The 13,380-nt window shown below is 36.9% G+C and carries 7 protein-coding genes, 1 tRNA gene and 2 rRNA genes; 5 read left to right on the top strand and 5 right to left on the bottom strand.

From position 1 onward, the window contains the following. From KKG99_14350 to KKG99_14340, 3 genes are all read left to right on the top strand, one after another. A 23S ribosomal RNA gene (locus KKG99_14350) occupies window positions 1-270 on the top strand; the annotation flags it as partial. Between the two features lie 107 nt (window positions 271-377). Beyond that, window positions 378-488 (top strand): 5S ribosomal RNA (gene rrf, locus KKG99_14345). 123 nt (window positions 489-611) lie between these two features. Continuing rightward, window positions 612-2,741, top strand: coding sequence for a putative porin (locus KKG99_14340; GenBank protein MBU1014175.1), 2,130 nt, complete (start codon window positions 612-614; stop codon window positions 2,739-2,741). 383 nt (window positions 2,742-3,124) lie between these two features. Here the strand turns inward: KKG99_14340 and KKG99_14335 are convergent. The 5 genes from KKG99_14335 to KKG99_14315 form a co-directional block, all read right to left on the bottom strand. Next, a tRNA-Ser gene (locus KKG99_14335) sits at window positions 3,125-3,214 on the bottom strand. Between the two features lie 47 nt (window positions 3,215-3,261). Further along, window positions 3,262-4,008, bottom strand: coding sequence for a TerB family tellurite resistance protein (locus tag KKG99_14330; protein ID MBU1014174.1), 747 nt, complete (start codon window positions 4,006-4,008; stop codon window positions 3,262-3,264). 82 nt (window positions 4,009-4,090) lie between these two features. After that, window positions 4,091-5,428, bottom strand: coding sequence for a saccharopine dehydrogenase NADP-binding domain-containing protein (locus KKG99_14325; GenBank protein ID MBU1014173.1), 1,338 nt, complete (start codon window positions 5,426-5,428; stop codon window positions 4,091-4,093). A 152-nt stretch (window positions 5,429-5,580) separates the two neighbouring features. Continuing rightward, the gene (locus tag KKG99_14320; GenBank protein ID MBU1014172.1) at window positions 5,581-6,915 is read right to left on the bottom strand and encodes a saccharopine dehydrogenase NADP-binding domain-containing protein; all 1,335 of its coding nucleotides are present in this window, start codon (window positions 6,913-6,915) and stop codon (window positions 5,581-5,583) included. A gap of 126 nt (window positions 6,916-7,041) precedes the next feature. Beyond that, window positions 7,042-8,349, bottom strand: a complete 1,308-nt coding sequence (locus tag KKG99_14315; protein ID MBU1014171.1) for a hypothetical protein — start codon at window positions 8,347-8,349, stop codon at window positions 7,042-7,044. A 456-nt stretch (window positions 8,350-8,805) separates the two neighbouring features. On the opposite strand from KKG99_14315, the gene ppdK reads away from it, so the two are divergent. Continuing rightward, complete coding sequence (gene ppdK, locus KKG99_14310; protein ID MBU1014170.1) at window positions 8,806-11,535, top strand: pyruvate, phosphate dikinase; 2,730 nt, start codon at window positions 8,806-8,808, stop codon at window positions 11,533-11,535. Between the two features lie 141 nt (window positions 11,536-11,676). Further along, window positions 11,677-13,299, top strand: coding sequence for a phosphoenolpyruvate carboxykinase (ATP) (pckA, locus tag KKG99_14305; protein ID MBU1014169.1), 1,623 nt, complete (start codon window positions 11,677-11,679; stop codon window positions 13,297-13,299). Window positions 13,300-13,380: the final 81 nt, after the last annotated feature.

The raw sequence follows: 13,380 nt of genomic DNA, 5'->3' as shown, positions 1-13,380 counted from the left end.
TGTTGTGGGCGTTGGAAATTTGAGGGCACCTGACTCTAGTACGAGAGGACCGAGTTGGACGAACCTCTAGTGTACCTGTTGTCACGCCAGTGGCATCGCAGGGTAGCTATGTTCGGACGAGATAAGTGCTGAAAGCATCTAAGCACGAAACTCAGCCCAAGATGAGATTTCCTTTAAGGGTCGTTCAAGACTAGGACGTTGATAGGCTGCAGATGTAAAGTCAGTAATGACATAGTCGAGCAGTACTAATTACCCGTAAGCTTTCTACTCTGATGTTTTTATATATCATGAACTTTTGTATTTTCTTTCTAATATATGTCGATTTTTTTAAAAAAATTCTTCATTGGTTACCTTAAGGTACCCTTGAGTTAAGAATTTTTGGTGACTATTGCGGTGGTGTTCACCTCTTCCCATTCCGAACAGAGAAGTTAAGCCCACCAGCGCCGATGATACTGCAGTTAATGTGGGAAAGTAGGTCGTTGCCAACTACCATAAAAGCCCCCAATAAATTGGGGGCTTTTTTTTTTATCCAAGTGTAGCTCAACACTGCTTTTATCCGTACTTTTGGTACACTTTTTTATCTCAATTAAAAAACTGATTAGTTTTGCTTTATGTTATCCGGAAATAAATATATCACTTTTTTATTCATAATATCCTCTACCCTATTTTCATCACTCTATGCCTCACATTTTACAGATGAAAATAAAAAACCGTTATTTATCACACAGGATACAATTCCACAGAAATCTATAAAAAAAGATACAATTAAGCCTTGGAAAATAAAAGAAGATACCATCCAATCTATTTCCGCAATTCAGGATAGCATAAATTTAATAGGAACAATTAAGGATTCGTTAGTTGCAGCTCCACTCGATACGCTTAATCCAAACAAATTAAAAACCCAGGATAGTATCCCAATAATCCGTGATTCCTTTTTGGTAGAATACTTTACCGCCCGAATTGATAGTTTTGCACTTGGTAAAATTCACCGCCTCGACACAAGCCTATCTGGAATTCAAAATTACGATCCGACATACCAGGCGGGGAGTTATTATGCAAATCTTGGGAATGTTGGTCTCCCTGCTAAAAATCTACGATTTAAACCACAGATAAGTGAAGGTTTTAATTACAGATACAGCCCATTGGATATCCATACATATACCAACGAAAATGTGAAATATTATCGACTTTTCAGACCTTTTACTGAACTCTATTATGTGTCCGGACCTAAAAAAGAAAACAATTTAAGGGTAATACATTCTCAAAATATTAGTCGTGGTTTAAATGTGGGTATTAATTTTAAATTCATTAATGCGCCCGGCTTATATGAGCACCAGCGGTCTGATAATAAAAATCTGTACGTTACTGCAAGATATTCTACCCGAAATGGGCGTTATGGGTTTATAGCCAACTATATTCACGATAAATTAATAATTGAAGAGAACGGTGGCCTTGTAAATGATAGTGCTTTTACATTTAGTCTTGAAGTCAACCGTAAACTAATTGCTGTAAATCTTCAACAAGCAAAAAATACGCTTAAAAAAGGTAGTATTTACTTAAATCAGTATTTCAATATAGGCAGGGCACCTTATATTACAACTGATACTCTTGGGCAGAAATCCAGACACCAAGGATTACCACTCGGGCAACTTAGTCATACCTTATCTATCGAGCGAAAGTCATTTATTTTTGAAGACACGAAGGATCAAAGTGCATATTATAATAAATTCGATGAGATCCTGAATCCTACAAATGCATTCGACTCAACGCGAATACTTAGGATTGAGAATCAAGTAAAATGGTCGAATCTGGGATATGAAATTCAACCCGAAGACAAACCAATATATGTGTATTTTGGTATTAAACAGCTTCACACAGAAGTGTATGATACAATTGCCAGGCAATCATTTAATAATATGATACCTAAAGCCGGAATTTCAACCTTTTTATTTAAAAGTTTCAGGTTAAATGTGGATGGGTTTTATGTATTGGGAGATCACAACGATGGCAACTATTCTCTGCAAGCCAATATTCGACAATTTATTGGGAATAAAGATAGAAATTATGGATTATTAAACCTACGTGCAGAAATAGCAAAACAAAGCCCTTCATGGTTTTACAATCTTTATCATGGAAATTATTTACGTTGGGAAACAGATTTTTCTGCAGAAAAGTACCTGATATTACAGGCCGATTATTCTTATAAAGGGATCACAGCCGGCATCAACTATCAAAAGATTGATAATTACATTTTTATGGATAAAACGGCACATCCAAAACAAACAGAAATCACCCAATCCATATTCACTGCAACTCTTGATGTAAAGAAGAGATTGGGTGACTTTAGTATGGATGCACATTTGATTTATCAAAAGCCCAAGAGTGATAGTTTACTTCGTGTACCTGAATTCCATGGAAGTATTTCTTTTTATTATACAAGGTCCTTATTTCAAAATGCCACTACCGTTCAACCCGGAATTGAAATCTTCTATAACACGGCTTATTTTGCCGATGCTTATATGCCCGCGACTAGAAGTTTCCATCTTCAGAACATGAACAGGATAGGGAATGCGTTTTATGCTGATTTGTATTTAAATTTCACCATTAAAAACACGCTGCTTTTCTTTAAATACCAACATTTCAACGCTGCAGTCACAGGGTATAATTATTTTCTGGTACCACATTATCCCATGCCCGATTATGCAATCAAGTTTGGGGTGATTTGGAAATTTATTGATTAGAAAAAAGGTATTGTAATTTTGCAGAGAAACAGTTTCGCCCGGGAAGATCTTAAAAATCTTAAAAAATCAGATTTTGAAGGCAAAAAACAGCTTACTCTTGATATCCTTCCTTTAAAAGAAACAGGCAAATAAGTGCACACCCTCACCGTTGTAGAACACGTTCCATTTGTTAAAGAAACAGCTGAGCAGGATACACGAACAGGATTACTTAAAATTGGCATTGCCCTGCTAAGCGGCATTCCTGACTGCCGCCAGCCTGCCGGCTGGCAGGTCAGGCAAGTTGCAATGCCGCTTAGATCAATCGCATATCACTCCTAGCGTGGGCTAATATCGAAAATAAAAAAATCTTAACTCTCTATTGTATAGATTATTAGGATTTTTTATGGCGGAGAAAGAGGGATTCGAACCCCCGGTACACTAATGCGTACAACTGATTTCGAGTCAGTCCCGTTCGACCACTCCGGCATTTCTCCAATTTTGTTACTGAATTCTTATCTTTTTTTATCTCAAAAGATAAAAATTATTTTATACCCCTTTGCTTTTTAATTTCTTCGTAAGCAACATTTAGTTCCTTAATCTTCGATTCGGCAGATTTTTTTATTTCATCGCCTAAATGAGTAACTTTATCAGGATGGAACTTTGTTGCCATCTTGTAGTAGGCTTTCTTTACTTCATCGTCGCTCGCATCCGGTTTCACTTCTAAAATTTTATAAGCACTATCCACCTCTTTAACCGACATGGCTTTGATAGAAATATAGTCTTCTCTGTCAATCTCCAAAAACCTGGCAATTTGCTCAATAATTTCAATCTCACGTGCATGTATTTGTCCATCAGCTTTCGATATACCAAATAAAAAATGCATAAGTTGCAGTTTTGCCGCATAGTCCATATATCGCTTAATTTGACGACAAACCTCAATTAAATTAACATCTTGTTTTAAAACTTCTTTAAGTAAAAAAATATTTCTATTCGCATTATCAACCCCAAATTGTTGAACAAAGAACCTCTTCACGTAATCCAATTCTGATTTTAAAACTTTGCCATCTGCTTTCATGACTGATGCAGATAAAATCAGCAAACTCACGCTAAAGTCACCTTCCTGAGTTTGGTATGATGCGGTTCCACCAGATGGATCGTGCGCGTATTCACCTTTTTGGAGCCCATCAAACATGGATCCAAAAACAAAGCCTAATATACCTCCAATTGGACCTCCGAAAGCCCAACCAAGCCCCCCTCCTATCCATTTACCGTATGATTTTTTACTCATTTTATAATTATTGAATGAAGCTACAAAAGTAAAAATGTTTTGGTTTTTTACTCCGGTTCATATGTTAATCTAACTTAAAATTTTATTTAATATTTTCGCTCATTGGCAACCCATATTCTTCAACCATCTCTATATCCATAGTTTCAAGCTGGTCAAGGATGGGATTGTATATTTCAGGGATTACCGGAATATGAACACCTCGTGCATTAATTTTGCCTTCCAAAATCATCTCAACACCACATGCAGCCGGAAGTGCAACAGTTCTGGCAATGGATGTATCTGTTTTTAGAGTTCCAAAATCAAGCATACGGGATTTAATTACTTCTCTCTTCCCATCAGCATATTTAGCAACAAATGTATGCTGCATCACCACCATATCGCGTTCATCCTCTTGAATCATCATTTTTTCGATCATTAAATCAGATATAACTTCGAATGGAGAGTCTTCTAACCTATTCATCTTTTCGTCCGAAAATAAACCAAGCCATTCCATGGCTGCAATTGGATTTGAATCTATGGATACATCTAGCCTGGCAGCAACTTTATCTTTTATGTTTTCTGAATTATTTTCATTAATCATTTTACTCATAAATTCAGCATACGAAAAGCCTTCAAGATTCAATTTATCATAAGCGATAAGCTTGAGTGATTTAATGGCATCCAATACTTCACACCATTTTTTATAACGAAATGTACCTCTAAACATCGTTTTAGCTTCGGGTATTCCGTACAGATTAAGATAAGGTAAAGAGTCTCTGTTCGGATAAACTTCCAATTCACCAACTTCCGGAAAATCCAAACGAATTGGATTCTTAAACAAATCTTCGGTTGGGATATATTTTATTTCGCCTTTTCTAAGATATTTTCCTTCATTATTACCTGCCATTACTACGCCTTTCGGAGCCCAGGAGAATTTATAACAAAAAGGATTCTTTTCAACCTCGGGAGCTACCAATGCTCCACAAAAGGAATAAAATTCTTCAACTGCACCTCCTTTTTTATGAATATTGTCAATAATTCGCATAGCCGACATATGATCGATTCCAGGATCCAGGCCTATTTCATTCAGTATAAGAATTCCCGCATCCCGAGCTACCCCATCTAGTTCTTTCATAGCCGGTTGAACATAAGAAGTTGTAACCATGTTTTTTCCATGTTTGATACATAATTTGGCCACCATCACATGGTGGGCATAAGGTAACAGGCTCACGGTTAAGTCATGTTCTGCAATCATTTCATCTAAAAGAGTTTCCTGATCAACGGTCCATGCAATAGAATTTCCATTCGAATGTCCGTTAATCATTTTATCCGCTTTTGATTTGGTTCGGCTTGCAACACTCACAAAATAGTTTTTATTCAAAAGGTAGGTAACGATAGGTTTTACAACCATTCCGGCACCAAGGATTAGAACTTTTTTCATCTATTTAAATTTAAGTTAGGTCGATGGATAATCGTAGTTGTAAATTTATGGATGTTTATTTTAATATCTAAATATCTGTCTGTAAATTATCAAAAAAAAGCTCTCCACAGGATACTTGTTCTGAGAGAGCTTTTCTAATATCATTTTAATACCTATTTTTTTACCTCTTTTTCAATAAATTTTATTCCGTAAGTATTCAATTCTTTAAGGATGGGTTCATACACTTCTTTCACGATAGGTATTTGCACTCCTTTAAGCTGAATTTTATTTGTTAAAATCAATTTGGTTGCGATAGCAACCGGAATACCAACGGTAATTGACATGGCAGTATGCACCTGATCGTTTCCCTTAACAACCATTGTTGAAGTTAGGCTCCTCTTCTTACCATCCATCTCATAATCAAACAGATGATGCATCACAATCATATCCTTATCTTCCGGATCAAGTATCCACTTTTCTTCTAACAGGTGCTGTAAAACCTGTGCCGGAGTAGTTTTCTCTAACCCAATCACCCGATCATCAAAAATACCGGTCCAAATTATTTTTTCCATTATTTCTGATTCTACATCTATTTTAAAAACCTTTGCTAATATTGATTCGGTGCTTAATCTGCTATTATTCGGAAGAAAGCGATCTATAAACTCACGGTAAGTAATTGAAGCAGAATCTTCGATGATAAAAGTATCATCGGTTAACCCCAATTGCACAAAAACGTTCCATGCCTCGGAATAGCCTTTGCGCCTGATGGTTCCACGGAACATGGTCTGAATGTCTTCCAGTCCGTATATTTCACGATACTTTAGTGAATCTCTGTTAGGGTAAATTTCAAAGTGTCCAAGATCAAGAATTTCAACATCCTCGGTTCTAGAAAATAGTTTACTATACGGGATGTATTTGTATTTTCCGTTATGCAAAAACTGTGAAACTCCTTGTCCTGCGAGAATCACATTTCGAGGATTCCAGGTAAATTTGTAATTCCAGGGATTATTGTCAGACTCTGGTGCGACTAAACCGCCTGTTGATGATTCAAAATTAATTATTTTACCCCCCTTATCCCTGATGTCATCTATGATCTGCATGGCCGACATATGATCGATGCCCGGATCTACTCCTATTTCATTCAGTAAAAGAACCCCTTTTTCTTTAGCTTCTTTATCCAAGGCCCTTATTTCATTTGAAACGTAGGAGGCTGTAACCATATTTACACCTTTTTTAACACAATCGACCGCCACCAGATGGTGCATTCTGGCCGGAAGCATAGAAATAACAATATCTGATTCTGAAATTTCCTGCATCCGCTGCGTATCATTGTAAACATCAAAATAATATACCTCGCTACGAGGATGATTTGCTGCTTTTCGCTGAGCTAACTCAAGCGAATAATCACAAATTACTACCTTCCAATCATATTGTTCGGCATGATCAAGTAAATATTTTATTAAACTTGAAGAACTTAAACCGGCACCTAAAATCAATATCCTTTTCATCTTTGTTAATTAATTAACACTATTAAATAAGGGTGCAAAAATAGATGAATATATAGTCTAAAATGCATTGTAGGGTTGCTTTTTTTTTTACAAAATATAATATGGAAATACTCTAAATAGCTTTGCTTACAAAAACTTTTTTACGTATTGATAATCAGGGGTCAATTCTCCGTTATGAAGAATAAGCGCTCTTTTAATCGGGCCGGGTAAATCCAAAAGTTCGAATGGCTGTTGATAATTAGCCTTAGCGATTGGTTTTATAAATTTAACTAGCGCATCCCCAAAAGCAATCGATGAGTCACGAGGCAATTCACTGGGTAAGATATCAACGGACATTACTAGTATACCCTCTCCTTCAAATCCCATTTTTGGTTTTCTGGTTTGAGGGTCATATACAAAAACAGGGTCCTCAATTGCCGTTCCGATATGGGTACATTCAACCGATCCATCTGGATCACAAGTAATATCCCCAATTACCTTTAATTTCTTCTCGCCCTTGGCACACAATTCAGCCAGATAATCTTTTGTTACAATTCTGGGATATTTAATATCCCAATACATACAATTCATTAAAATGCTTAAATGAGGAAGGAATTTTTCAAAAGCATTTTTATACGCTTCGGGATGGTTATAATAATGTTGCAGCTCAAATGCAGTATTTTCATCCTTGGGTTCAGAAATATCTGACTCTTTGAATACAATTTTGTAGATAACTTTGTTATTTGAGTCACCCTGGTTTGTTATGCTCAGAAGTTCTTTGGGCCTGATTTCGGCTATGGGCAATAAGTCAATTATTTCCTGTGCCCCCTTTGAAACATTCCCATAACCTGTAAATCCGATGGTAAGCGGGCATAGTTCCTTTGGCAATCCATTTTTTTTAATTATTTCACCAACACTTGAAACAGCAGATTTTGCCTCTTCGAGTGAATGATAAAAACGTGACTGCTTTAAAACTGAAAATGGATTATCAATACCCTGAACTTTCAATCTTTGACCCAAGGACCATAGGGAATTTATCATTCCGGCCAATCCCGCAAATCGACCAAAGAAGATTAAACGTTTGCCTGCATCATCAGTAATTTTTTCATATTCAATCAGGTTACACTTTTTCTCCATCATCGCCTTTAACATGGGCATATTATAGGGCTGGCCTTTTATTACATGAGAAAAGAACACATAGGTTTTTTTGTACTCAAAAAAAGAATTCGGCATTTCTTTGACACCAAAAATTACCGGTGCCGCACTTAAATCAGAAGTTAAAACTGCACCAGCATTTTTGAACTCATCATCCGAGAAAATCCTCTTTGCCGAAGGTTCAACATAAACTTCAAGTTCTTCATTTTGGATCAGTTTTCTAACGTGCTCAGGAGTAATTGCAACCCTCCTTTCCATTACATATTTATCTTCTATCCTGATTCCAATTTTTCTGTTCATCTCTCAAATTTTTTAGCTGTACAAATTATCTTTTTTCAGAACAAACTTACAAAATATAAGCCATATTTTCCTGTCAAACTTCAATTTGCTAACCGTTTCTAATATTTATAAATAAACCATGAAAAATACCCGAAGCTTTAGATTTCCGATTGTACACCAGAGAAAAACTTTAAAGGATAAAGGTTGGTGGCTCTTAATTGTTCATGAATTTAAAAGCTAAATGAAAAATAAAACCTGCTTTTAGTAAAACCTTGATTTTTCTTTTAAAATATTGCTTTTCAATTGATTTTATAATCAAATATTAAGTCGTAGTTTAAAGAATATTACACTTTTGATTTATTAACATTTTGCTGGTTATGAGTGGGTTTTTTTGTAATTTTGCTGTCCTTTTAAAAGATTAAAAAAAGAAAGAATATTTGAGTTAAAATTTATTTAAACGTAAAAAAGAAATTAATGATGACAAATCAAAAACATGTTTATCTGTTTGGCGACAAAACTGCTGATGGAAAAGCGGACATGAAAAATTTACTTGGAGGAAAAGGAGCAAACCTTGCTGAGATGAATTTGATTGGAGTGCCGGTCCCTCCCGGGTTTACAATTACTACCGAAGTTTGTAATGAATATTATAATATAGGTCAAAACAAAACTGTAGAACTAATTAAAAAGGAAGTTGAAGATGGAGTAAAGTTCGTTGAACGAATCACAGGAACTAAATTTGGCGACAAAGAAAATCCATGTTTATTATCTGTCAGATCTGGTGCAAGAGCTTCTATGCCAGGCATGATGGATACCGTTCTTAACCTTGGGTTGAATGATACGGCTGTTGAAGGTATTGCAAAACGAACCGGAAACGACAGATTCGCATGGGATTCTTATCGACGATTTGTTCAAATGTATGGTGACGTCGTTATGGGAATGAAGCCGGAATCGAAAGAAGATATTGATCCTTTTGAAGAAATCATTGATGAAATGAAAGAAGCAAAAGGCATTGAAGATGACACCGAGCTTACAACTGATGACTTAAAAGAAATGGTTGCTAAGTTTAAGAAAGCAGTTACCGAAAAAACTGGCAAACAGTTTCCCGACGACCCTTGGGAACAACTCTGGGGTGCCGTGATGGCCGTTTTTAATAGCTGGATGAACGATCGCGCTATTTACTATCGTCAATTAAATAATATTCCTGCTGAATGGGGAACTGCTGTAAACGTGCAAGCCATGGTATTTGGAAACATGGGAAGTAATTCAGGGACAGGTGTTGCCTTTACACGTGATGCCGGAACCGGAGAAGATATTTTCAATGGCGAGTACCTGATTGATGCGCAAGGTGAAGATGTTGTTGCAGGTATTAGAACTCCTCAACAAATTACACTCGAAGGTTCAAAAAGATGGGCCATACTGGCAGGGGTTTCTGAGGAAGAACGTAAAGCTAAATTCCCTTCTTTGGAAGAAGCGATGCCGGCAATTTATAAAGAACTGATGGTAACCCAGCAAAAACTTGAAGATCACTATTCAGATATGCAGGATCTGGAATTTACTATTCAGGATGGTAAATTGTGGATGCTACAAACCAGAAACGGAAAACGTACTGGTGCAGCAATGTTGAAAATTGCCATTGATTTGTTAAAAGAAGGGAAAATTACTGAGAAAGAAGCACTGTTAAGATTTGATGCCAACAAATTGGATGAGTTGTTACACCCGGTTTTTGATGCCGATGCTATTAAATCTGCAGTAGTACTGGCCAAAGGACTTCCGGCTTCTCCCGGTGCTGCAACCGGACAAATTGTATTCCACGCTGACGAAGCTGAAGAATGGGTTGCTCAAGGAAAAGATGTTATACTTGTTCGTATTGAAACATCTCCTGAAGATTTAAAGGGAATGAATGTTGCCAAAGGGATTCTTACCGCCCGCGGTGGAATGACCTCACACGCTGCAGTAGTTGCTAGAGGAATGGGGAAATGCTGCGTTTCAGGTGCCGGTAAATTGAACATAAATTACAAGAGCCGATCACTTGTCGTTGATGGTAAAAACCTGAAAGAGGGTGATTGGATTTCATTAAACGGATCAACAGGTGAAGTTTATGAAGGTAAAATCAGTACCATTGCAGCTGAACTTAGTGGTGACTTTGGAATAATCATGGAAATCACAAACAAATATTCCACGATGTTAGTGAGAACTAATGCAGATACTCCTCGTGACTCAGAAGTAGCGCGTAAATTTGGTGCTCAGGGTATCGGTCTATGCAGAACTGAACATATGTTCTTTGAGGGTGATCGTATCCGTCCGATGAGAGAAATGATTTTAGCAAATGATGAAGCAGGCCGAAGAATTGCATTAGAGAAATTATTGCCTATACAAAGAGAAGATTTTGAAGGTATATTTGCTGCCATGCATGATCTTCCGGTGACTGTCAGGTTACTCGATCCACCTTTGCATGAGTTTGTCCCACATGAAGCTGCAAATCAGAAAGAAATGGCCGACCAAATGGGCATTTCAGTTGAAGAAGTTAAACGAAAAGTTGAAGAACTTGCTGAATTTAATCCGATGTTAGGTCATCGTGGTTGCCGACTTGGAAATACTTACCCTGAAATTACGGAAATGCAGGCAAGAGCAATTATCGAAGCTGCGCTAAACCTTAAAGCAAAGGGTATTGTTGCCATACCGGAAATCATGGTTCCTTTAATCGGTACTAAAAAGGAATTGGATATGCAAGAAAGTATTGTTCGATCAACAATTGAAAAAGTTTTTGCAGAAAGAGGCGAAAAAATTGATTACTTACTGGGAACGATGATTGAAATTCCTCGTGCTGCCCTAACTGCAGATAAAATCGCAGAATCTGCTGAATTTTTCTCATTTGGAACGAACGATCTCACACAAATGACTTTCGGTTACTCTAGAGATGATGCAGGTTCATTTTTACCAATATATATCAATAAAGGCATCCTAAAGCATGATCCATTTGAGGTATTAGATCAGGAAGGTGTTGGCCAACTCATGAAAATTGCAGTTGAAAAAGGAAGAAAAACCCGACCGAACATTAAAATTGGAATTTGCGGAGAGCACGGCGGAGAACCTTCTTCTGTTGAATTCTGCAACTCACTTGGATTCAATTATGTAAGCTGTTCCCCTTATAGGGTTCCGATTGCACGCTTAGCTGCTGCCCAGGCCGCAATTAAGCAAAATAAATAGTTAAAGTTAAGTTGATTAGGTTTCTAAAGGAAAACAGCCTGGAGCTGTTTTCCTTTGATTTGGTTTATTAACTTGTGCGATTTATTAAAATATTAAATACAACAAAATCATTTTAAATAACAAATTAACAGCTGCATCAATATGAAAAATCCGGACAGGCTAAGAAAAGCTTTAGAAAACTATGGTTTAACTCAGGTTGACACAATTTACTATAATCCTTCTTATGAGGAATTATACAAGGATGAAACTGATCCAAACCTGAAAGGATTTGAAAAAGGTCAGTTAACAGAATTGGATGCAATCAATGTAATGACAGGGAGATTTACTGGACGAGCACCAAAGGACAAATACATTGTTAAGGATAATACAACCAAAGATACCATGTGGTGGACAACTCCTGAATCACCAAACGACAATAAACCAGTTAGCACAGAGGTTTGGAATGAACTCAAAGAAAATACACTAAAACAGTTATCTGGAAAGAAATTATACGTAATGGATACTTTCTGTGGTGCAAATCCCGATTCACGATTGAAAGTTCGCTTTATCATGGAAGTTGCATGGCAGGCTCATTTTGTTAAAAACATGTTCCTTCGCCCCACTGAAAAAGAATTAGAAAATTATGGCGAACCCGATTTTATTTCTTTAAATGCTTCAAAAACTATCAATCCAAAATGGAAAGAACAAGGGTTAAATTCGGAGGTTTATACTGTATTTAATTTAACTGAAAGAATGCATGTTGTAGGGGGAAGTTGGTATGGCGGAGAAATGAAAAAAGGTTTATTTGCCATGATGAATTACTACTTACCTTTAAACGGGATGGCTGCAATGCATTGTTCTGCCAATGTTGGAGAAGAAGGTGATGTAGCTATTTTCTTTGGTCTTTCAGGTACTGGTAAAACTACCCTTTCAACCGATCCAAATCGTCAGTTAATAGGCGACGATGAACATGGTTGGGATGACGATGGCATCTTCAATTTCGAAGGTGGGTGCTATGCAAAAACGATCGATTTAGATAAAGAAGCGGAGCCGGAGATTTTCAACGCAATCAGACGTGATGCGCTTCTTGAAAATGTAACAGTTGACAGTAAAGGTAAAATTGATTTCAAAGATGGTTCGTTAACTGCAAACACACGTGTTTCCTATCCAATTTATCATATTGATAACATTGTTAAACCTGTTTCAAAAGCAGGTCACGCAACGAAAGTTATTTTCCTTACTGCTGATGCTTTTGGGGTTATGCCTCCCGTTTCGAAATTAACACCTGAGCAAACCAAATATCATTTTTTATCGGGGTTTACTGCAAAATTAGCAGGGACCGAACTTGGAGTTACCACTCCTCAACCTACATTTTCAGCTTGTTTTGGAGCTGCTTTTCTTTCTCTTCATCCAACCCGATATGGTGCTGAATTAGTAAAAAAAATGAAAGCTCACGGAGCTGAAGCTTATTTAGTAAATACAGGCTGGAATGGTTCCGGAAAAAGAATTTCCATTCGGGATACCCGCGGAATAATTGATGCAATTCTAAACGGTTCTATCGAAAAAGCTGAAACAAAGATTATTCCTGTTTTCAACTTAGAGGTTCCTACTTCACTCTCTGGGGTTGATCCGAAAATACTTGATCCACGTGATACATACGCAGATGTGAACGAGTGGAACAAGAAAGCTGTTGATCTTGGCAGCCGTTTTATTAAAAACTTCGAAAAATATACCGACAACGAAGAAGGAAAACTTTTGGTAAATGCAGGACCTAAAATTGGATAATTTCTGAGAAGTCTACTATTTAGTAAGCTTTTATTTCTCGGTTTGATGGTAATCATAATTGATTAAATATGCAAAATTCTT

Source organism: Bacteroidota bacterium, from assembly GCA_018816945.1.
Lineage (GTDB): Bacteria > Bacteroidota > Bacteroidia > Bacteroidales.
This window is presented reverse-complemented; position numbering and strand designations above follow the sequence as displayed.

Coding starts and splice junctions, on each gene's coding strand:
- pckA (MBU1014169.1), top strand. CDS start 11,677: ATGAAAAATCCGGACAGGCTAAGAAAAGCTTTAGAAAACTATGGTTTA.
- KKG99_14340 (MBU1014175.1), top strand. CDS start 612: ATGTTATCCGGAAATAAATATATCACTTTTTTATTCATAATATCCTCT.
- KKG99_14320 (MBU1014172.1), bottom strand. CDS start 6,915: ATGAAAAGGATATTGATTTTAGGTGCCGGTTTAAGTTCTTCAAGTTTA.
- KKG99_14325 (MBU1014173.1), bottom strand. CDS start 5,428: ATGAAAAAAGTTCTAATCCTTGGTGCCGGAATGGTTGTAAAACCTATC.
- KKG99_14315 (MBU1014171.1), bottom strand. CDS start 8,349: ATGAACAGAAAAATTGGAATCAGGATAGAAGATAAATATGTAATGGAA.
- ppdK (MBU1014170.1), top strand. CDS start 8,806: ATGACAAATCAAAAACATGTTTATCTGTTTGGCGACAAAACTGCTGAT.
- KKG99_14330 (MBU1014174.1), bottom strand. CDS start 4,008: ATGAGTAAAAAATCATACGGTAAATGGATAGGAGGGGGGCTTGGTTGG.